17 protein-coding genes are annotated in these 21,896 nt (G+C 55.5%); 7 read left to right on the forward strand and 10 right to left on the reverse strand.

Going from position 1 to position 21,896, the window contains the following annotated elements; genetic code table 11:
- The first annotated feature begins 39 nt into the window (after positions 1-39).
- Positions 40-942 (forward strand): fructose bisphosphate aldolase, encoded by a 903-nt coding sequence (locus M4951_RS14955; RefSeq protein WP_262022455.1) that lies wholly within the window; start codon positions 40-42, stop codon positions 940-942.
- Positions 943-1,241: 299 nt separating this feature from the next.
- On the opposite strand, the gene M4951_RS14960 is transcribed toward M4951_RS14955, so the two are convergent.
- The 5 genes from M4951_RS14960 to M4951_RS14980 form a co-directional block, all read right to left on the reverse strand.
- Positions 1,242-2,537 carry an NRAMP family divalent metal transporter gene (locus tag M4951_RS14960; RefSeq protein WP_262022456.1) on the reverse strand — a complete coding sequence of 432 codons (1,296 nt, stop codon included), beginning with the start codon at positions 2,535-2,537 and terminating at the stop codon, positions 1,242-1,244.
- Between the two features lie 107 nt (positions 2,538-2,644).
- Positions 2,645-3,046 (reverse strand): hypothetical protein, encoded by a 402-nt coding sequence (locus M4951_RS14965; protein ID WP_262022457.1) that lies wholly within the window; start codon positions 3,044-3,046, stop codon positions 2,645-2,647.
- 100 nt (positions 3,047-3,146) lie between these two features.
- Positions 3,147-4,076: a DUF1559 domain-containing protein gene (locus M4951_RS14970; RefSeq protein ID WP_262022458.1), complete on the reverse strand. Its 930-nt coding sequence runs from the start codon at positions 4,074-4,076 to the stop codon at positions 3,147-3,149.
- Positions 4,077-4,132: 56 nt separating this feature from the next.
- On the reverse strand, positions 4,133-4,543 hold the full coding sequence (locus tag M4951_RS14975; protein WP_262022459.1) for a hypothetical protein: 411 nt from the start codon (positions 4,541-4,543) through the stop codon (positions 4,133-4,135).
- Between the two features lie 68 nt (positions 4,544-4,611).
- Positions 4,612-5,553: a DUF1559 domain-containing protein gene (locus M4951_RS14980; RefSeq protein ID WP_262022460.1), complete on the reverse strand. Its 942-nt coding sequence runs from the start codon at positions 5,551-5,553 to the stop codon at positions 4,612-4,614.
- Positions 5,554-6,393: 840 nt separating this feature from the next.
- Between M4951_RS14980 and M4951_RS14985 the strand changes: the two genes are divergently transcribed.
- The 4 genes from M4951_RS14985 (at position 6,394) to M4951_RS15000 (ending at position 11,879) form a co-directional block, all read left to right on the forward strand.
- Positions 6,394-7,143 carry a glucosamine-6-phosphate deaminase gene (locus tag M4951_RS14985; RefSeq protein ID WP_262022461.1) on the forward strand — a complete coding sequence of 250 codons (750 nt, stop codon included), beginning with the start codon at positions 6,394-6,396 and terminating at the stop codon, positions 7,141-7,143.
- A 17-nt stretch (positions 7,144-7,160) separates the two neighbouring features.
- On the forward strand, positions 7,161-8,153 hold the full coding sequence (locus tag M4951_RS14990; RefSeq protein ID WP_262022462.1) for an N-acetylglucosamine-6-phosphate deacetylase: 993 nt from the start codon (positions 7,161-7,163) through the stop codon (positions 8,151-8,153).
- Positions 8,154-8,769: 616 nt separating this feature from the next.
- Positions 8,770-10,281 (forward strand): DUF1254 domain-containing protein, encoded by a 1,512-nt coding sequence (locus M4951_RS14995; protein ID WP_262022463.1) that lies wholly within the window; start codon positions 8,770-8,772, stop codon positions 10,279-10,281.
- Positions 10,282-10,355: 74 nt separating this feature from the next.
- The gene (locus tag M4951_RS15000; protein WP_262022464.1) at positions 10,356-11,879 is read left to right on the forward strand and encodes a DUF1254 domain-containing protein; all 1,524 of its coding nucleotides are present in this window, start codon (positions 10,356-10,358) and stop codon (positions 11,877-11,879) included.
- 336 nt (positions 11,880-12,215) lie between these two features.
- Here the strand turns inward: M4951_RS15000 and M4951_RS15005 are convergent, their stop codons facing one another.
- The 3 genes from M4951_RS15005 to M4951_RS15015 all read right to left on the reverse strand — a co-directional run bounded on the left by M4951_RS15005 (position 12,216) and on the right by M4951_RS15015 (position 15,919).
- Complete coding sequence (locus tag M4951_RS15005) at positions 12,216-13,331, reverse strand: LacI family DNA-binding transcriptional regulator (protein WP_262022465.1); 1,116 nt, start codon at positions 13,329-13,331, stop codon at positions 12,216-12,218.
- A gap of 82 nt (positions 13,332-13,413) precedes the next feature.
- Positions 13,414-14,862 (reverse strand): Gfo/Idh/MocA family protein, encoded by a 1,449-nt coding sequence (locus M4951_RS15010; RefSeq protein ID WP_262022466.1) that lies wholly within the window; start codon positions 14,860-14,862, stop codon positions 13,414-13,416.
- Positions 14,863-14,935: 73 nt separating this feature from the next.
- On the reverse strand, positions 14,936-15,919 hold the full coding sequence (locus M4951_RS15015) for a Gfo/Idh/MocA family protein (RefSeq protein WP_262022467.1): 984 nt from the start codon (positions 15,917-15,919) through the stop codon (positions 14,936-14,938).
- Positions 15,920-16,103: 184 nt separating this feature from the next.
- Between M4951_RS15015 and M4951_RS15020 the strand changes: the two genes are divergently transcribed.
- Positions 16,104-17,222 carry an alpha/beta hydrolase family protein gene (locus M4951_RS15020; protein WP_262022468.1) on the forward strand — a complete coding sequence of 373 codons (1,119 nt, stop codon included), beginning with the start codon at positions 16,104-16,106 and terminating at the stop codon, positions 17,220-17,222.
- On the opposite strand, the gene treZ is transcribed toward M4951_RS15020, so the two are convergent.
- Both treZ and aqpZ read right to left on the reverse strand, forming a co-directional pair.
- Positions 17,219-19,099: a malto-oligosyltrehalose trehalohydrolase gene (gene treZ, locus M4951_RS15025; protein ID WP_262022469.1), complete on the reverse strand. Its 1,881-nt coding sequence runs from the start codon at positions 19,097-19,099 to the stop codon at positions 17,219-17,221. The genes M4951_RS15020 and treZ overlap by 4 nt on opposite strands.
- A gap of 734 nt (positions 19,100-19,833) precedes the next feature.
- Positions 19,834-20,565: an aquaporin Z gene (gene aqpZ, locus M4951_RS15030; protein ID WP_262022470.1), complete on the reverse strand. Its 732-nt coding sequence runs from the start codon at positions 20,563-20,565 to the stop codon at positions 19,834-19,836.
- 338 nt (positions 20,566-20,903) lie between these two features.
- On the opposite strand from aqpZ, the gene M4951_RS15035 reads away from it, so the two are divergent.
- Positions 20,904-21,893 (forward strand): DUF1559 domain-containing protein, encoded by a 990-nt coding sequence (locus M4951_RS15035; protein WP_262022471.1) that lies wholly within the window; start codon positions 20,904-20,906, stop codon positions 21,891-21,893.
- Positions 21,894-21,896: the final 3 nt, after the last annotated feature.

The following is a 21,896-nucleotide window of genomic DNA, read 5'->3' on the forward strand; positions in this document are numbered from 1 at the left end:
GGATGATCCCTACCGAGTCCCAATTTTCAAGGTGGCGCAATGAGCACGTTTGTCGGCAACGAGCAACAGTTCCAAAAAATCAAAACGCAGCCAGGCTTTATCGCGGCGTTGGATCAAAGCGGCGGCAGTACTCCCACCGCACTGCATGGCTACGGAGTAGAGAAGGACGCATGGTCAAGCGATGAGGAAATGTTTGCCCTGGTCCACCAGATGCGATCGCGGGTCATCACCAGTCCCAGTTTTACGGGCGAGCGGATCTTGGGCGCGATCCTGTTTGAAAACACGATGGATCGAGAAATTGCCGGACAGCCGACCGCCGACTACCTCTGGAACGTGAAGAACGTCGTTCCGTTTTTGAAGGTCGACAAAGGGCTCGCCGAAGAGCAGTCCGGCGTCCGAATGATGAAGCCGATGCCCCAGCTTGATTCGTTGTTGCAACGCGCCGTCGCCAAAAACATTTTTGGCACCAAGATGCGATCGGTTATCGCTCACGCTGACGAAGCCGGTATCCAGGCGATCGTCGATCAACAATTTGAAATCGCCAGCCAGATTATCAACGCCGGACTCGTCCCGATCGTCGAGCCGGAAGTCGACATTCATTGCCCCGACAAAGCCGCAGCCGAAGCGCTGCTCAAAAAGAGTATCGCCGCCAAGCTCGATCAGTTGCCAGAGGGGCAATATGTGATGTTAAAACTGACGCTCCCCAACCAAGATGATTTTTACGCCGACTTCGTCCAGCATCCGCGCGTGCTCAAAGTCGTCGCGCTCTCTGGCGGCTACGCACGCGAGGAAGCTAACGCTATCTTGCAGCGCAATCACGGCGTCATCGCCAGTTTCTCGCGAGCGTTGCTCGAAGGACTATCGGCCCAGCAGTCAGACGCCGAGTTTGACGCGACGCTGGGTGCGTCTATTCAATCAATCTTTGAAGCGTCAAAAACGTAAGTCGGCCCTCTTCGTAGCCCGAAGCGCGAGCTTTGAAGTTGCGCTATTTCGAATCCATCGAACACTAGCCCGCCAGCGCCAGCGAGGGAATACGGTTCGCCACTTCAATCCGTGTTAGGATCGCCAACCCTATTCCCTCGCTCGCGCTGCGGGCTAGTGTGACGATTTTCGGTTGATTCTGGCCGTGTTTTTCCGTGCTCCTTCCGTGGTATCCGTGTTCTATTCTTCTTGAATTGCAAAATAACTCAACCTCAAAACTCGCGTTTCGGGCTACGAAAGATACACGCACAGATCCCGCCCTACCCCATCATCCGTTGAATCAGCGACATCAACATTCGGCCAGACAAGAGAATCGCCAAGATCAGCGACGCCGTGGCGATGCAGCAGGCGGCCACTTTCAGACGTGATGGTTTTAGTTGAATCGACAAAAAGAGCATCGCGAACGCCAACAGCGGCACGCCGATGACCGTCAACGCTTGCGCGGTGACAATCAACTGTACGTTCGACATTTCCAGCCAGTTGATCGCAATCGCGACTAGCATGCCGATCATCAGTCCGGCGACGGTCAGCGCCTTGACAGGCGCGTCTTTGACGCTGGCCGACATTCCCAAACTATCGCTCAGCGCCGTTCCGCCGATCAATGCGTTGACCAACAGCGAGCTGAATGCTCCGGCCGACAGACCAATGCAAAACATCACCTTCGCTTGCGGGCCGATCAACGGCTCTAGTTGCTTCGCTACATCGGTAATGTTGTTGAGTTGAACTCCTTGAAGGACCGCCGCCGAAGTGACCATGATGATAAAGCTGATGCCTCCCAGCACGGCGATACCGGCGATCGAATCGACGATTCCATTCGCCAGATCATCATGTTTCCAATTCTTTTCGCGGACCGCGTAAATCTGATAGAAGGCGCCTGCAATCGAAAAGGTGGTGCCGAACATTCCAAGCAGCATGACGATGTTCTCTGGCGAAGTTCCCCCGGCCGGCAGCTTCGGAACCATGCCGCCCAAGATGCCGGTGATCGACGGTTGCACGACCACCAAATTGACCACGAACCCCAACAGCATGATGCCGACCATCAGCATCATCATCTTTTCAATAAAACGATACGGCGTGCTGCTGCCGTACAACGCCCAGATCAACCCCAAGTTGACCAACACGATCGCGATGAGCGAACCAAACTGCGCCAAAAAAGTGGGGCCTCCAGACTCGGCGCTTAACGACCCCGTAGCGATATTCACCACATCAATAATCGCCAGGTTATTGGTGAATTGAAAACAACTGGTGATGAGAAAGAAGACCAGTCCGATCACGACCGAAACAGGTCGCCCTAACCGATTGGCGATCTCGGTAAACGGCGTGTGCTGGTAGCTGATCCCCAAGACCGCCGCCAAAAAGACGGTCAGCGCCATAAAAACCGATGCGATTCCCAAGACCCAGATCATGTCGTACCCGTATGCCGAGCCGACTTTCGAGTTCGACAAAATACTGCCGGGTCCCAATACGACCGAAGCGACAATGATCGCCGGTCCAATCGCTTTTACGATCCGGAAAAATGAAAATCCGCTTTGTTTCTCAATCGTCGCTTCCGACATTCCGTGCTCGCCTTTAAACGAAGTGATCGACCAAGACCCGTTGGATCTTGATCGACAAGGAGGTGTGATTCGAAGTGGGTGAGTTGCGTTTCTGTTTTATCGTCGCGTTACTTGAGCGTAAAGTCGATCTTATTTTCACCGCCGACAACTTCGGCCGTCAAACCCGACTGCCGATCGCTGCCATATTTTGGGGGCAATAACGCGATCGCCGCCGCCTCGGGGCCGTTCTCTTGAACGGCCATAATCATAATGCGATGCTTGCCGACCGGAACGCCTTTGCCAAATTCCTCTGTGAAACCCTCATAGACGCCATCCGATTGTATCTCGGCATAGGCCAACGGCAGTCCTTCCTCCTCCGGAATAAACGTAATGGTTCCCGTATGCAGCGGCTTTCCTTTGTAGGTAACCGTTCCCGTAACATCTCCCATTTCTGGACCACGCGCACCGCAGCCTACCTGCGTCAACACGATCGCCGCGAGCAATCCGCTCATCAATCTTGAATACAGCATCAACAACTTCCTCAGAAAAGGTACATGACCGGCAAAAGAAAATCTCGTTGTGACGGCGTCGCCAATTCGACGCCGCATTTGGTCCACAACCCGAATTGGTCTAAAGCCCTGAAATCACTTCCCCATTCTTGCGAGTAGCCAGCGTTTTGAACGTATCGAGGCTGATCGTTTCCGGCAGAAAAATCACGCTGCCATCGCAGTTGGCGAACATCGCTCCCCCAGGATGATAGCTAGTAAACGGAGTATTATTAGTCGTGAATGAACCAGAGTAGTTGATCGGAAATTGCACCATCTTGTGGTCGATCATCAGCCAATCGGTCGCGTTGTAGCGATAAAATCCCCAGACCCAGGGCTTGATGCCGCCAAAGCCTTGCGCACGTGACGTCGTCCATCCCTTCGTACTTGACGATTCGCCCAGCAAGAGCGTATTGGTCGTGCCATCGATGATATCGCCAAATCGAACCTTGCTTTCCGGATAGACGACGCCAGAAGAGACATAACCATCGCGCGACGAATCGGCAGGCGCGTGAAAATCAACATCGAACGAACCAGCATTGGCGCGATAGTGCAACGCGCCTTGGACTTGAGTATGAGGAAAATTGGTCGTAATCGGATGATCGGACGCCGTATCGCCCAGCGGCGACGACGGGCACGAAAGGGAAGGAACGGGACCGAAGATAGGATTCGTTTGATTATGGCTCCGATACGGACTGCGGTTCATCATATAGCTGGCGTAAAGCGCATCCATCGCATCATAGCGGGCTCCCTGCTCAAAGAAGGGAAACAACCGCGGAACCCACCCCAAGGGATAGTTGATATTGGCGTCTAAACCGCCCGGCATGAATTTGCCGTAGGTGTCATGATAGTTGTGAAATGACAAGCTGAGTTGTTTCAAATTATTGCTGCACTGCATCCGGCGCGCCGCTTCGCGGGCTTGTTGCACGGCCGGCAGCAGCAGTGCGATCAAGACGCCGATGATCGCGATGACGACCAGAAGTTCAACCAGGGTAAATCCGCGTTGACGTTTCATGAGCAAACCTCGGAAATGAAAAGAAAGAAGAGAAAAGTACGTTCGAGAAGATGTTTCTATTTTTCAAGCTGGAAATCGATCTGATTTTCGCCCTCTTGAACTTCGGCCTTCAGCCCCGACATGCGGTCTCCGCCGTAGCGAGTTGGAATCAACTGAATCAGGCTGCCCCCTTCGCCGGAACCGCCATCCTTCATCGCCGTGATCATCACGCGATGATTGCCGACCGGAACTCCTTTGCCAAAGCTTTTGGTCGCGGCCTCGTAAGTTCCGTCGGCTTGAATCTGGGCAAACGCCATCGGCTGCCCCTCCGTTTCCGGCACGAAAGAAACCGTACCGGTCGGCAACGGTTTCCCTTCATACGTAACCGTTCCAAATACATGCCCCATGTCCGGACCACTTGGCCCGCAACCGCTGGAAGCGAAAACCGCTACGGCAAAAATAGTCGCGATGACTTTTGACTGAATCATGATCGCGCACCACGCAAAGATTGAAGGAGGGATAACATTTTGTAACCAGTGTCGCTACGGATTCCTATTTATTGACCGCTGATGACCTCGCCATTCTTGCGGGTTCCGTAGTACTTCAACGTATCGAGGCTCATCGTTTCGGCGAAAAACGAGACGCTGCCGTCGCACTTAGCGAACATGGCGCCGCCGGGATGATAGCTGGCGTAAGGCGTCAAGTTGTAACCAAACTGCCCTTGGTAGTTGATCGGAAACTGAATCGTCTTATGGTCGATCGTCAGCCACGATGTGGAACTGTATCGATAGAACCCCAAGACCCACGGCTTTAAACCGGTCAAGCCTGAAACGATGTTGGGGCTAGATGCCGACCAACCTTCGGCGCTGGAGGTTTCGCCCAACAAAATCGTATTGCTAGTCCCGTCAAGGATGTCCCCGATGCGAGTTTGGCTTTTGGGATAGATCACGCCCGAGGCGCTGTATTCTCTTCCAGAGGACGAACCGGCCTGATAGTCGACATCGATCGAACCCGAGCAGCCGCGATAGTGCAGCGAACCTTGGATGTCCTGGTACGGAAGCGACGAAGTTGTCGTTTGGTCCGAAGCGACTTCGCCGATCGCAGACGAAGAACACCAAATCCCCGGGACCGCGCCAAAGATAGGATTATCTTGGTCATGATATCGGAACGGACTGCGAGTAATCACGTAGTTATTGTTCAGCGACTCCATCGCGTCCCAACGAGCCCCTTGCTCCATAAACGGAAACAGACGCGGAACCCATCCCATCGAATAGCCGGCGATCCCATCAATATCCCAACCGCCTGACATGAATCGGCCGTAGGTGTCGTGATAGTTGTGCAGCGCCAGCCCCAATTGCTTCATGTTATTGCTGCACTGCAACCGCCGCGCCGCTTCGCGCGCTTGCTGCACTGCCGGCAACAGCAGTGCGATCAAGACGCCGATGATCGCGATGACAACCAACAGTTCGACCAGCGTAAAACCGTGAGTTCGTTTCATGAATCGACTCCTGGGAAAACTTGAATGATGAAAATCGATGACCATTCACGCGCCAACGGCGTTCGTATTTCTGGGGTAAAGCAGCAAACTTGATGTCAGCTGATATCTTAACCTGTTTAAAAAATCGCCCTCTTAGCGATCCTCACTCCACCTAGAAGCGGCGTCTTACGACCATTCGCTTTGCTGCGCCTCGTTACGATTCACTCTTTCCAAGAGCGAAACCAGACTCCAGGCAATCGTTAGGAAAAATCGGGCAAAACTTACAATGCAAACGATGCGCCATGCGCACCAACTCCACTAGAATCTTGTCGGCGATCGTCGCTACGTTTCCAGTTACCCCGTCTACAATTCTTCAAACGTCGTTCGGCGCGGTCTCCCTTTTGTGCATCCTTGCTTACGACTTCGTCTTCTCTGAGTGGAGATCGCTCGAAAAATGGGCAGTGCATGCTGGCGGCTGATTGGAGGAGATTTCCACGCTCGGATAAGGCGCCAAAGTCCAAAGAACGTTTGACGTCATGGAAGTCCATTTCGACTCCCGCATGATATCAGGTGATATCAGATCCGCAAACATTTTCTTGGGTTTTACCCTATTTTTTACTAAAATCGCATCGCGACTCGCTAAACCAGGGGATGGAGCGCTTTGCACGTCTCAAATTGCCCAGCCCTCCACCGACCTTGCATCTCTTTGGGCATTACCGCGAATTCTATTCTGGACGCCCTGAAGAAATCGGTTGACTTCGACGCCATTTATGACAAAATGATATCGCGTGACATCATCGCCGCGCCTAATTCCAACCCAAAATCATTGCCTGTTCCCACTCGAAAAGCCTACCGACCTGCATGAACATCCACATCTTTGACGACGCATCGCACCTCGGCGTCGCCGCGGCTCGCCAGGGGGCCAGCGTGATCCGAAACGCCATTGCGGAAAAGGGTTGCGCCAATATCATCGTCGCCACAGGCGCCTCCCAATTCGAGACTTTGGCCGCGCTCGTTGCAGAGCCCGATATCGACTGGAGCTGCGTAACCGGCTTTCATCTTGACGAATATCTCGGTCTGAGCGATCAGCACCCGGCCTCCTTCCGTCGCTACCTACGCGAACGGTTTGTCGATCAGGTCGCGCTCAAAGAGTTTCACTACGTTGACGGCTCGGATCCCGATCCGCACGCTGTTTGCGATCGCCTGGGGCAGCTCATCGCCCAACATCCGATCGATGTCGCTTTTGTCGGCATCGGCGAAAATGGCCATCTCGCCTTCAACGATCCGCCGGCCGATTTTGAGACCAACACGCCGTACCTGGTGGTCGAGTTAGACGAAGCCTGCCGAAATCAGCAGGCTGGCGAAGGCTGGTTCGCGACGCTCGACGATGTTCCCACACAAGCGATCAGCATGTCTTGCCAGCAGATTTTGCGCACCAAAACGATCATTTGCAGCGTGCCGGACGAGCGCAAAGCGATCGCGGTACGCAATACGGTCGAAGGTCCCGTTACTCCTGAAGTTCCGGCCTCGATATTGCAAACGCATGCGGAGATCTCCTTGTTTCTTGACAAGGCCTCCGCTTCGGAATTGACCGCCTCTTCGACTCTCTAGAACGCCTGGAACACCGCATGCCTGACTCCAAGTTCTTCGATCTGCAAATCAACGGTTACTACGGCGTCGACTTCAACCAAGACGACATCTCGGCGGAAGACCTGCGCAACGCCTGTTTGGCGTTGGAGCGTGACGAAGTCGATGGAGTGCTCGTCACGGTTATTACGGACGATATTGCTCGCATGGCGGCTCGCTTATCGCGGTTCGTTCAGTTGCGGTCCACCGATCCGTTGATCAGCAAAATGATCGCCGGTTTTCATATCGAAGGTCCGTTCATCAGCACCCAGGTCGGCTATGTCGGCGCTCATCCGGTGGAACATGCCAAAGAAGCGTCGTGGGAAGAAATGGCGCTGCTGCTGGACGCGGCGGACGGACTGACGCGGATCGTTACGCTAGCGCCAGAACAAGACCCCGATCAAGACGTGACGCGGCGCTTGGTCAAGCAAGGAATGATCGTTGCGGCAGGTCACACCAACGCATCGATCGACCAGTTGGACGCCTGTATTGACGCTGGCCTTTCGGTCTTTACGCATCTGGGAAACGGTTGCCCTCGCTTGATGGATCGACATGACAACATCATTCAACGCGCTCTCAGCCGCGCCGATCGCTTGAACTTTGGCCTGATCGCCGATGGGGCGCATGTCCCATTTTTCGCGTTGAAAAACTACTTGCAAATCGCCGGAATCGATCGGGCGTTCATCGTCTCTGATGCGATCTCCGCCGCCGGTTGCGGCCCGGGACTCTATCCGCTGGGAGATCAAGAAGTGCTGGTCGGCGAAGATGGAGTTCCTCGCGCTGAAGATGACAGCCACTTAATCGGCTCGGCGACAACCATGCAACGCATGGCCGAAAACCTACAACGCGAGGTCGGCCTGACCTCGGTCGAAATTGACCGTTTGACCCGCATGAATCCGCGTCGCCTAATCGGCGCCGCTATTCCAGCGCCAGCACGCTTAGCAGCCAAAAGCAACGGCGCCAAAAACGGAGTCCATCCGGCGACCGCTCCGTAATCCGCTTGTTCCCTTCGAAGCGCGATGCGCAAACGAAGACGCAAGAACACCAGAAAAGGGGAAAGCGCCATTCGCTCCCATCCCCTTTTCGAAGGTCACACTCAGCATGCGCCAGCTGAAGCATTTGGCTCCTGAACAATGGCCCCGACGGTACGCGGCCAAGGAGTTGAAAGATTTCTACTCGACTTTCTGAGACAATCTCCTACATGCTGCGAGCGTCTGCTCCATCCCCCTCGGCATCTACTTTCTTGTCGTCTTGGTTGGGAACGAAGTGAAGAGTCGACGGAGCAGTTCTCTCTCAACCGCGTTGCAGCAAGCCGGGATCGGATGTTTGGCGCTATTGCGTTTCTACGTAAGAGAGAGCCGAGGCTATCAGCGGGTTCTGGGGCTCCAGACGCACCTACCCAGCTAACGGAGAAAGCGTTCGAGCATCAAACACCGTGCATGTTCGCAACTCATGCGACAACATGGTCAAAAAGAGCGTACATTCTTGATGGTACGCCAACTATCAGCGCGTTACCATAAAGTGTCCTCGCAACGCTGAAGATCGACGTACGACTGTCTGAGTGGAATGTTTCCCGACGCTCCTTATCGCTGTGCAACAGGAACACCAATCATGCTTCACCCCAAATTGCTTTGGAAATGCAGTTTTTTTGCGGTCGTCGCCATGCTGAGTTACATCCCCTGCGCCTTCAGCCAAGACCATGCCGCCGACCTGACCAACGCCAAACTCCATGGCGACGAAGTGATCAAGACTCCGATCGGAAAGATCGAACTGATCAACAGTTATTTCAACGACGATGCGTCGCAGCGACTGTTTGATGAACTTGACTACCAACGTGCCTGCCAAGCTTATCTCTGGTCGACTCCGCTGGTCAGCATCACAACTTGGCGCGACAACCAAGGCAAAGCTTACGATGTCGAGAATGAAACGGACTTTGTCGTCCTGCGGTCACTCATCGAGAAGCGCGGGATCGTCACCGGCAATCTGACGACCCCTTACATTTTTAACTTCTCGAACTTGAAAAAAGGGCCGATCCAAATTGATTACCCTGCGGGGCAAACCGCCGGAGGCGTGCTCGATTTCTGGATGCGTCCCGTTTGCGATCTCGGCTTGACGGGCCCCGACCAGGGCCAGGGCGCGATGTACGTTATCGTGGGACCAGAAGAAGATCCGAGCAAGTTCCAGCAAGAAGGGGTTCACGTCTTTCAAAGTGCGACCAACAACGTGCTGGTCGGCATACGCATTCTCGATCCCGATCCCAAGTACTACCAAACCTACAAGTCCCAATACCAAATGGGCCGAGTTGGCGTCCAACTCAAGCCTTGCCGCTATATCGAAGACAAGAATGTAGAGTGGAGCGCCACCGCGCCACGGGGTTTAGCGTATTGGGAAAAACTATCCAACGTCATCAATGAAGAACCGGTGCGCGAAATCAATAAGCCTTGGATGGCCATGCTCCAGCCGCTCGGGATCGAAAAAGGAAAACCGTTCGCGCCCAACGAACGACAAAAACAGATCCTGAAAAAGGGAGTAGCGATGGGCGAATTGATGACGCGCAACATTCAAGTGAATCCTCGCTATTCCAAGCCTTACTGGGACGGGGCCCACTGGTACAAGAGCTTCGACTTCCAAGTTGAACAAGAGACCGAAAATATTCAACAGATCGACGAGCGAGCGACCTGGTTTTATGAAGCAGTCGCAGCCACCAAAGGAATGGTCGCCCCTACGCCCGGCAAAGGTCAAGTTTACATGACCACCAAGCGTGACCGTGACGGCAACTTCTTGCGAGCCGATAAGACCTATCGGTTGCACGTCCCGGCAGAAGTGCCCGTCGCTCAGTTCTGGTCGGTCACGCTCTATAGCGAGAATACGCGTCGCCCCTATGACAACGGTGGAACCGAATTACGAGACGACACCCTCGGCAGCCGATCAGAAGGTCTGAAAAAGAATGATGACGGCAGCGTTGATCTCTACATTGGCCCGCAGGCGCCTCAAGGCTGGGAAAGCAACCACATGAAGACGGTCGGTGACGACGGCTGGTTTGTCTACTTTCGCCTGTATGCTCCCACAGAACCTTTCTTTGACAAGTCGTTCAAACTGCAGGACTTTGAAGTGGTGGAGTAATTTACCGACTCGATGTGAATGAAGCAGTGAAACCGGCCAACGCTCTCCATCTTTCGCCCCGAGGACCTGCAGTGATGATCAACCAATCAATCGCCATCCTATTCGCAATGGGTCTGAGCGCTGCTTTGACCTTTCCTGTAAACGCGCAATCTCGATTTGACGAGTTGGCGAATCTTCCCTTCGAGAAAAACCGCCCCACCGCGAGTACGGCGGAGAGACTGAAGCAGGAACTCCTCTTTCAACGCGCTACGCAGACGTACATCTGGGCGATGCCGCTGCTCAATACGATGGGCATGCGAGACGGCTTCAAAGAATCGTTTGGAACCGGGTACAACGTCATGGCGATCTGGACGAAACGCCTTGACGCTCGGACGCGCATCACCACGCCTAACTCCGATCTCATCTACGGCATGGTTTTTGTCAATGTCGGTGAAACAGGACCGCTGGTATTTGAAGCGCCCCCCAAACTACAAGGGATTCTCCTCGACTTTTGGCAGCGGCCGATCCCCGTGGATGGTGGAAAATACTTTGGCGATCTTGGTTTGCCGGGACCTGATGAAGGTAAGGGCGGGAAATTCTTAATCCTCCCCCCCGGCTACGAAGGTGATGTGCCTGAGGGGTACTACGTCTATCGTTCTGGCACGAACAACGTTTTCATCTTCTTGCGTTCGTTCTACCAGTCTCTTGACGACATTCGTCCCGCCGTCGATGTGCTTCAACAATCGGTGCTCTATCCATTGGGGAAGAAGAAGGAGGCGAAGCTAATGGTGTTTAAAGACGCCTCGGAAACGGGACATGAGATGTTGCCGCGGACCGATTTCACCGCCTTCGAGCAACTGAAATGGCTTGTCGACTCGGAGGGAGCCAATCTCGCGAGCCCCGATTGGCTAGGAATGCTGGCCGGAATGGGCATTGTCAAAGGAGAACCTTTCAATCCAGACGCCGCTACGAAAGAGATTCTCGGAAACGCCGCCAAGACCGGTTACGAGACCACGCGCGTCCTCGGCATGGAAGCAATGCTGGGAGACGCCGACTTTCGCGTCTACGAAGATCGACAATGGCTCAACCCCGTCAATAATCTGTCCTCTCGCTGGCCCAACGCTTTCGTCGACCTGAGTTGGACTGATAGCAAGCATGGCTATCGCAACCTTGACGCGCGAGCCTGGTTCTTCACCGACTATTATTCGATCAGCCCCGGCATGGTCTCTATGACGCCCGGCAAGGGAGCGTTCTATATGATCGCTTTTAAGGACGCGGAAGGTGAATGGCTCAACGGAGAAAAGAGCTACAAGCTCCACCTTCCTCCCAATATCCCGGCGGATCTCTTCTGGTCGGTGACGCTTTACGAAGCCGAAAACGCTTCCGGCCTCGCCAACGGTCAACCGTTCCCTTCGCTCGGCAAGCTCAACAACCCGGCGCAACAAGACGACGGCGGAACCATCCTGCACCTAGGGCCCAAGTCCCCGAAAGGAGCTGATCGCAATTGGTTGGCTACGGTCCCGGGACGCGGATATTTTGTCATATTGCGACTCTACGTGCCCCAGAAAGCTGCGATCGACGGCAGTTGGAAACCGGGAGACATTGAGCAGAGCAACTAAAACTTCGACGCCAAATTAACGTCTGCCCTAAATCGCATCGGACCAGCCGAACGAAGCGGCGAAAGATTGGCGTTTGTTCCTCTGCTCGATTTTCTGAAATAATCCCTCAGGATGCGAGCGTCTGCTCCATCTCCCTCGGCCGGTTCAGGTGCATGCAGATGTATAGACCGCACCCCTAGGCAACACCCGTTCGGACGCATGGGTAACACTTTTTGTAACCTGGAATGCTTTCTCTCGGGAGGGCTTTCATCGCTTGGCTGGAATGTGATTGGTCTATCCCTTATTGGCTTTCGACGAGTAAGGGAGATGAGAGTGGGGACGTGACTGATCCAGTCGTTAGGTCGACTCGCGCACGATCAACTCGGGTCGAATCACGCGGACTCGCTTGGACGCGGGGATTTCTCCCTGCAGCGACTCTTCGACCAGGTCGAGCGCCGCCTTGGCGTAGGCGGCGTGACACTGATCGATCGTGGTCAGACCGGGTTCGATCACGTCGGCGATATCCAGGTTGTCATATCCGGTAATGGCCAAGTCTTCTGGCACCGAGTACCCATGGCGGTGTAATCCTTGCATGATCCGCACCGCCCATTCGTCATTCGACGCGATGATCGCATCGGCTTTGTTTTTGACGACCAACTTTTGAATGCAATCGTCAATCGCATCGCGAGACGGTTTTTGCGTCGCTTCGGGATTGGTCCAAATCAGAGACTCGCCGGTCGCCAGCTTGCGGCGCTTGACGTTCGCCTTCCAGGCTTCACAGCGAATGGCCATTAGCTGATCCGAAGGCGACCACAATTGAATCGCGACCCGTTTCCGGCCACGATCGGCCAGATGATCGACCAACTGCTCAATGGCCGACGAAGTTTCGACCCGCACGCAGGGCTGCGTTTTCAGAATCGGCGACGAGTGTAGGATAATGTGATTGCGCTCGCGGAAAACTTTTTTCAGCTTCGGCCGGATGTCTTGCATCACGTCAAACATGCACAAGATCGCGTCCATGCCGTGATCGGCGAAATCATCGAGATAGGTTTTGATTTCGGCCGGATCATGATGCGCCTGGCCGATCATCAAACGATAGCCGCGAGTATGGGCTTCGGCCTCGATCGCCGACAGACGCGCCGAAAAGACAGCCAAGTTGACAGTATCCAGCACTACGCCGATGATTTTTGTCGGCATTCCACGCAGGCGCTGTGCGGCGCGATTCGGCCGATAGTCAAGATCCTCGGCGATCTTCAACACTTTTTGTCGAGTCGCTTCCGACACGCGAACGCTATCGACGCCTGAGTTATTTAGAATATGTCCGACCGCTGCGCGGGAAACGCCTGCTTGGTTGGCGATATCTACGAGTCGAACTTTTCGTTCTTCTTCGGCCATGCACTTCAACTTGCCAATGCTGGCCAGCGCACGTTGACGACATCGTCGAGCGATTACGGGCCGCGAGTGATTTCGCAAGCCCTCCAGAATACGGAATTTATAGCCCCCACAGCAAGCCCGGCGAGGAAGTTTGCCGAGCCGTGCCCGGGGATTGAGAGGCTTAAACTTGCTCTGGAACGATGTAGGGCGCCCGATATTCGCGACGTAGCAATCGGTTGGCGGCCTCTTCGTTAGGAAACTTCTCCGTTTTCGGATCAATCGCCAATGTCCGCCCCATTTGCACCGCCGCCGAGTCAAGATCGATGCCGTTGGCGGCCAAGTGCTCGGTCATCCGCGTCGCGGCGTCGGCCATCAACGGTTGATCCTGCACTCGTTCTTGCAGCGAAGCGAGCGGAAGCGACTCGCCGGTCAAATGCGAGATATTCCCTAAATGGCAAAGCGCCGTCGAAAGGTGTCCCGCTCGGACTGGGCAATTTAAATCGCTTGTTTTCCGGGAGCGAACCGCTTTCACGAAGTTTTCACGATGCAGCTGACGCCCGCCGTCACTTCCGGTGTCGCCTGTGATTTCGCGAATCGTTTTACCATCAGGATCGACTACTTTGCCGGTGTCAAAACCGAGATAAGTCGCATCTTCGCCTTCGATGACGATCCCATAGCCGAGCCCCATATACTTGCAGGTGTCTCGCTTGCCGGTCGCGGTCGGCAGATCGCGAATCTCGAAGGTAATCGGGGCTCTGGCGTACTCGTACCGCAGCAAGTGCGTGTTCGGCGTTTGGCCATTGTCATCCCACGCGTACCGTCCGCCGACGCTCGAAACGCTGGTCGGAAATTCTTCGGCGCCAACGGCCCAGCGGCAGAGATCCAGGATATGGGGCCCGTTGTTCCCCAGTTCGGCGTTGCCGTAATCCCAAAACCAGTGCCAATCATAGTGATACTTGGCGCGCTGCAGCTTAGTTGAACCAGGGCCGCACCACAAATCGTGATTGACCGTCGACGGCGGTTGAGGAGCGGTGGACGGTCGACCAATCGACTCGCGACGAGAAAGGTAGAGCCCCTTCACGCTTTTCAACTTGCCCAGCGCCCCTTGATGCACCTCTTGGAAGAAGTCTTGCAAGTGCTTGAAGCTGCGCCGCTGAATACCGACCTGCACGATCCGATCATATTTCTCAGCCGCCTTCTCCATTTGGCCCGCTTCCCAAATGTTGTGCGAGCAAGGTTTCTCGGTATAGACGTCTTTGCCGGCCTGACAGCCCCAGACCGTCCCCAGACCGTGCCAATGATTCGGCACGCCAAGCACGACGGCGTCAACATCGGGATCGTCATAGACGCGGCGCAAGTCGTCATACTTTTTCAGGCCATAGCCAAACTTCTTATCAAACTCTTCCGTTCGCTTTCCTAATACCGCGCTATCGACATCGCACGCGCCGACCACCTTGACGCCGGGAATTTTTGGAAAGCCGTTTAAATGCGTATTGCCGATACTATTGACGCCGATCACGACGACTCGTAGTTCGTCATTGGCTTCGGCGGATCGAACGTTCGACGTCATCGAAGTAACAGCGGCCGCAGAAGCGGCGGCCAAAAATTGGCGACGATTAACGGATACCATGCGATGTTCCTTGCGGCGGAAGTTCCGACTAACGGAAGAAGAGGGACAATAAATAGTATGACTGAACCCGACGTTACTTGCTGCTCTGCATCACGCTTTCGAGCGTGACGCTCTTCCCATCGGCGTCGCGACTGACGTCGGCAGCCGTCATGAAAGCGACGATTTCCAGCGTTTCTTCTGGAGAAACCGGAGCTTTCTTGGTGCGGAAGAACTGGACGATTTCAGCCACCAGGTGGTCGTACCCGGCGCGAATCGGGACCAACTCAATCTTCTTCTTGCCAAACACCAACACGCCATATCCAGCCGAACCATCTCGAATGCCGCGGAACGTACCGACGCGGCCATCCTTCCAGACGCCGGTCGCAACCTCAACGCCGTCTGCTTGCGTACGCTCGACACTGACGCAGCCAGGCCCCATTACGGTAAACAACGTCTCGACCCCATGAACGCCGTACCAGAAAAAGTCGGGATGCGTCGGATCGAGTTTGCAAGGGCTATAGGCGACGCAGCCGACGATATTGCCTGCGGCATTTTCCTTGCTCAGCGTCTGTACTTCGGCACAGTAACGGAGCGTCGAGCACGAGAAGACCGGCGTTCCCGTCTTCTTCGAGATCGCAAACAATTCTTTCGCATCGGCCAGCGAAGCGGTTACCGGCTTGTCAACAAACAGCGGCAGTCCTGCTTCCAGCACCGGCTTGGCTTGCGACAAGTGAACGCGCCCATCGACGCTGTTCATGATGACGGCGTCCACCTTTTTCAGCAGCACGTCAATCGAGGGCACGATCTCGATGCCCATCGCAGAAATCTGTTTGGTAAAACCTTCGATCCGATCGGCGCTGGTTGGGAGATCAGGACTTCCGCCGGGAAACGCGGCGACGATCGTCGCATCCGCAAACTCGGGACGCGGGTTCGCAGCGTTGATCAGCTTCGAGAACGCGACCGCATGCGAGCTGTCGAGCCCGATCAAACCAATTTTCAACGGCTCGGCGGCGCTGGCGCCGCCAGCGATCAACGTGCCCAGGACGAAGCAAACGGCGGCGTTAAATAAGATCTTCATGCTTAACGTTCCAATCGGTGGGAGCGGGGGGGGAAGGTCTCTGTGAAGCGAAGGTCGGAATTGCGATTTTGGGAAATCGATTGCATTCAAGATACCACGAGATATCTTAGGCGTAAAGAGTTTTCTTTTTCGCACGAATTTCGCCCCTGGCGCCCCCCTGCTCTTCCCACGTAAACTGGTGACCATGAAACCTTTAACGCCGCAATCGCCGACGCATTGGACCCGAGCTTTGGGGACGCTGGCGCTGATTTTCGCGGCGGCGCAAATATCTGTCGCCGCTGATCCAGCTTGGTTCGCTCAGGCCGTAACGCCGCCCCCCGCGGTTGAGACAGCAAGCAGCAAGACGTTGCAAACCGCCGACGGCATGCCGGTCACTTCCCTGGCGGAGTGGAGAGAAAAACGTCCGCAACTCGCCGCCGATTGGCGCAAATTTCTCGGCGCCTATTCTGCTGCTCCGCAATTGCAATTCAACCTTGAGACGCTGAAATCTGACCGCTTAGAGCACTGCACGCGGACGTTGATTCGTTACCAGGCCGAACCTGGCCGTTCGGTTCGCGCCTATCTATTAACGCCGCACCATCCGGTCGGACAAAAGCTGCCGGCGATCGTCGCGTTTCACGGCACCAACGCCAAGACGTTTCAAAAATTGGTCGGCCTCGACGGAGAGCCAGATCGACACATCGGACTTCGCCTGGCGGAAAAAGGGTTCGTCGTGATTTGTCCCGAAAATTTTCTGTGGGAGCAAAAGTCCTATCTTGCTTCCACGGCCGCCGTGCTTTCGCCTCACCCTGACAGCAAAGGGATGGCCGTTATGTTGGCCGACGGATTGCGGGCGGTCGACGTCCTCTTGGCGCAAGCCGACGTTGATCCGCGGCGGATCGGCGTTTATGGCCACTCGTTGGGCGCCAAAGAAGCGCTGTACCTCACGGCGTTCGACGATCGCATTTGCGCGGCGGTCGCCAGCGAAGGAGGAATCGGGATGCATTCGACCAACTGGGAAGCCCCCTGGTATCTGGGCAAAGTCGTCAAGTCGGCCGACTTCACTCGCGATCACGACGACCTGATCGCGCTCATTGCGCCCCGTCCGTTTCTGGTCCTCGGCGGTGAAACCGGTCGTGGTTGTTCGGATGGTGAGCGTAGTTGGCCGGCGCTGCTGGTCGGGCAACGCGTCACCCAACTCTATGACGCGCCGGTTCGTATCGGCCTTTGGAACCATCACGAGGGACACAAACTGTCGTGGGAAAGCGGCGAGCGCGTGATCGAGTGGTTGACGGCCTATGTGGCGGAAAAGAACCAAAACTAACGCGAATTCGGTCGCATCAACACCGCCGTGTGTCCCGGAATAAGCCACTCTTGCGTATCAAGCAGCGCCGTGCCAGATCCGCCGTAACGCGGCTCTTCGCTCGACCAGAGCAGCGCCCAATTGGTATTCTGCGGCGGAGCGACCAGCGGCTCGGCGACCGGACGCCAACTCAGGTCGCGCCCGAGGTTGACGAACAACAAACGGTCAGCGCCGCTCGGCGTAATCCAACGCAACAAGAAAGCCTCGTCGCTGATCACCGAGCCCTCGAGCATCACGTCGTCTTGCTGCGAGATCGTCGCATCGGTCTTGCGCAGGTGAAGCAAATCGCGATGCAGCGCCACAACGGGCGCATTGCTTTCGACTTCCTCCCAGTTCAATTTCGAGCGTTCGAACGCTTCGCGCCCGATCGGATCATTCGGCATGAACGTCTGAAAATAACCTGCGGCTCGCGGAAAACATCGCATAAACTCGAAGCGGCCCTCCCGCGCCAACTGATCGATCCCCACTTCGTGATCGGCGAAAAAGAAAAACGGGCTCGACGCGGCGAACTCCTGCCCCATAAACAGCATCGGCGTCTGCGGCCCCAACAGCATCAGCGCCGTCAATGCCCGAAACCGGCCCGGCGAAGTGAGCGCATGCGTCCGCATCGCGCTGGCCGAATTCGAAACCTGATCGTGATTCTGCAAGAAGTGAATAAAGTGCTTGCGAGGAGTCCCCAGCGACGCCGATCCCCGCTGGCGTCCTTGACGTTGGTTCCACTGTCCTTGGTAGAGATAACCCCAACGCATCGCCGAGACCATTTCCTGCGGCGTGCCGGCGAAATCGGCGTAGTAGAACTCGCTGTGCCCGGTCGCGGCGACGCGACACGCATGATGGAAGTCATCGTTCCAGACTCCATCCATGCCGTAACCGCCCGACTCCGGCGACTGCACGTGACAAATCTCTTGCGCGTCATTCTCGGCGACGACGATGATCGGGCGCTGGCCGGCCGCGGCGCGGGCGGCGCTGGTCGTCTCGGTCAGCACATGCGGCGTCGAGTCATCAAAAATCGTTTGCGTCGCGTCCAGGCGCAGGCCATCAAGATGAAACTCGCGAATCCAGTACGCCGCGTTTTCAATCACAAAATTACGGATCGGCTTCGAGCTCTTCCCGTCATAGTTGATCGCGTCTCCCCAGTCGGTCCCATGTTTTTTAGAAGGAAAATAAGGGGTGTAGGCGTTCCAATAATTGCCGGTCGGACCAAAGTGGTTGTAAACCACATCCAACATCACGCCGATCCCTATCTGGTGCGCGGCGTCGACAAAGTCGCGAAAGTCATCCGGCGTTCCGTAGATGCGTGACGGAGCATACCAATAAACGCCGTCGTAACCCCAACCAAAGTCTCCCTGAAAATCGGCCAGCGGCATGATCTCGACCGCGGTGACGCCGATCTCTTTCAGATAAGAAAGTTTGGACTTCGCGCCTGCCCAATTCCCCTCGTCGGTGAAAGTCCCGAGATGCAACTCATACAGGACCTGGCCCTCCAGCGGCAAACCGGCCCAATCGTCGTCTTGCCATTTATAGGCGGAGGAATCAACGACTTGCGAAGGACCATGCACGCCTGACGGTTGAAAACGAGACGCCGGGTCGGGATAGAGCTGCCCATGACCATCCAGACGATACTTATAAAGATCGCCAGCCCGCGCATCGGCTACATGCACGAAAAAGAACCCGCTTTCCTGACGCTCAAGCGCGACCAAGCGTTTCGCTTTTCCATTCTCATCGACCAGCGCCAATTCGACCTGAGTCCGCTGCGGCGCCCAAACGGTGAAATCAACGCCAGAGTCGCGGACGATTGCGCCAAAGGAATAAGTCGCGTCTGCTGGTTTCGCATTCATCGCCAAGACTGCTCGCTGCTATGGGTAAATTACCGGCTTCGCCTGTTTATTACAACAAACGCCATGTTAGGCAATTTACCGAGGCTGCAAAGCCGTGAAGCGGCGAGATTTCGCTTTGCCAACGAATCCTGCTTAATGCGATCTCCTTCTTCTCTCTACTTTCTTCGTAGCCCGAAGCGCAAGCTTTGGAGTTGCGCTATTTCCCTGGTTGGCCGCGATAGCTCCGCTATCGCGGCCAACCAGCCGTAAGAGGCCTTGGTTCCCTGTAAGCAGTTCAGGGGCCATTTCGCCATTTCAAACAGCGCGGCAACCACCGCTCTGGGTTCGACCGCGGCTCAATGCCTCCTACCGACTTCGTCGGCCCCGATAGCGGAGCTATCCGGGCCAACCGGAATCCGTTCGGCCCAATAGCGCAACCTCAAAAAGCGCGGGCTAGAGCGCTTTTCAGCAAGCTGAACAAAGAGTCCCCTGTCGTCTAGCTTCTCCCCCAAAATCAGCCGCACGGCGTTAGCCGCGGTTTCTGACAGGAACTCTTTGTCGACGGAAAATTGGAGACAAAAACCGCGGCTAACGCCGTGCGGCTGATGTCGATACGTGCCGCGCAACACCGTCTTCATTTTCAAGCGTTGGAAAATCAAAATGGGGCAGCTAGCAGGAAACCGCTCTAGTGTGACGATTTTCGGTTGATTCGGACTTGCCTGACGCTGGGAAGATTCTACCTACTGCGGAACCATTTACTCCTCGGCCTTCGCATCTTCAAAGCAACTGCGGTAGACGAGCCCTGCGGCGATCGCGCCGACAATCGGCGCCACCCAAAACAGCCAGAGTTGCATCAGCGCCCATCCGCCGACAAAGACGGCGGGGCCTGTCGAGCGAGCCGGATTGACTGACAAGTTGGTCACTGGAATTCCGATCAAGTGAATCAGCGTCAGTCCCAAGCCGATCGCGAGCGGCGCAAAGCCGGCCGGCGCGCGACCATCGGTCGCTCCCATGATGATCATCAAAAACATGAAGGTCAGTACGATTTCGGCGACCAGACATGCCACGAGCGAGTACTCGCCGGGGGAATGCTCGGCGTAGCCATTCGCGGCGAACCCATCGGCCAGCGTAAAGCCGGCTTTACCGGCGGCGATGACATACAACACAGCGGAGCCGGCCAAACCGCCCAGCACTTGAGCGACGATATACGCCGGCAGATCTTTGGCTTCAAATCGCCCGCCGGCGAACAGACCAATCGAAACGGCAGGATTGAGATGGCAGCCTGAGATGTGACCGATCGCATAGGCCATCGTTAACACCGTCAACCCAAAAGCGAACGAGACGCCGAGCAGACTGATGCCGATATTAAAGTCGGTTCCTTCCAGTTTGGCGCCGACAACTGCCGCCAAAACAGCGCTGCCGCAACCTCCAAAGACCAGCCAGAACGTCCCCACAAATTCCGCGGTGCAACGTCTTCCAAGATCCATATTCATTCCCCAATAAACAGGATGCTTAAACTAGTAATTCATCGGCAATTTTGGTGTTGGCGACATCGCGTCGTTCGACTCATCGTAGCCGGTTTAAGGGACGATCGAAACGAAAATTAAGTGGAAATAAGAAGAATTCGCGTGCAGTCAGCGCATCTCATAATCCAACGCTGACCGACCTATTTCCGATCCAGCGGAAAGCCTTGAACGACAACGATCACTCTGCCCGCGGCGCTCCTCCAACCTGTTTTAACCTTTTCTTGCACTTGCATATTGACTGCAAGTGCATTCATTCTAGACTAAAGGGACCTGAACGAGAAAACCCTGGAGAAGCGTCGATGAAGACCGATATTTATGCCGCAGCAGTGCGGCGCAACGCGTTTACCTTGGTCGAACTATTGGTGGTGATTGCGATCATCGGCATCCTGATTGGGCTGCTGTTGCCGGCGGTGCAACAAGCGCGCGAAGCGGCGCGGCGGATGCAGTGCAGCAACAACTTGAAGCAGCTAGCGCTAGCGGCGCACAACTATGAGTCGACCTATAAAACCTTTCCCTATCCGGCCGAAGACTCAAACTACGGCTATTCGGCTCAGTCGAAGATGTTGCCGTTTCTCGAACAAGGGAACTTCCAGGATCAGCTCGATTTTTCGCAACCGCTAATGATCGGCGTCAGCTACATGAAGACGCTCAACCCGATCTATGACAACCTGGTCGGCATGAAGATTAACGTATTGGTCTGTCCCAGCGACCCCGGCGATCCGCTGTATGTCGATGACGATATTACTTGGGCCGGCGGCAACTATATGGTCAACGCCGGACCAGGTGTCGGCGTCCAATATTGCAGCACTAGCGATACCGGCGGGCTCTTCTGGCGCGGATCTGCAACGCGATTCCAAGATATTACCGATGGGACCACCCATACAATCTTGTTGGCCGAGACCCTGTTTGGGAATCGACTCACTTCGACCGAACTCTTGGACGCGCAAACGCAGATGCGTTCGACCAGCGGCGGCGGCAGTCCTTGCTCGACCACGGCGGACGATCTCGACGCCAGATCGGTCGCTAGTTACGACGGACGCCGCGCCGGTCAATGGCTGCGCAATCTAACCTATCAATCGTTCATCAACGGGTACTTCCCCCCCAATTCACCCTCGCCCGACATCTTGTATCACGGCGACGCCGTGATGGGCGCCCGCAGCGCTCACCCCGGCGGCGTGATGGTCAGCTTTGCGGACGGCAGCGTCCGCGTGGTGAGTGAAACGATCGATCTCTCGACCTGGCGAAATCTGCACGCTCGCAACGATGGCGCCGTACTCGGCGAGTTCTAAAGC

The sequence above is a fragment of the Blastopirellula sp. J2-11 genome (assembly GCF_024584705.1).
In the GTDB taxonomy this organism is placed as follows: Bacteria; Planctomycetota; Planctomycetia; order Pirellulales; family Pirellulaceae; genus Blastopirellula.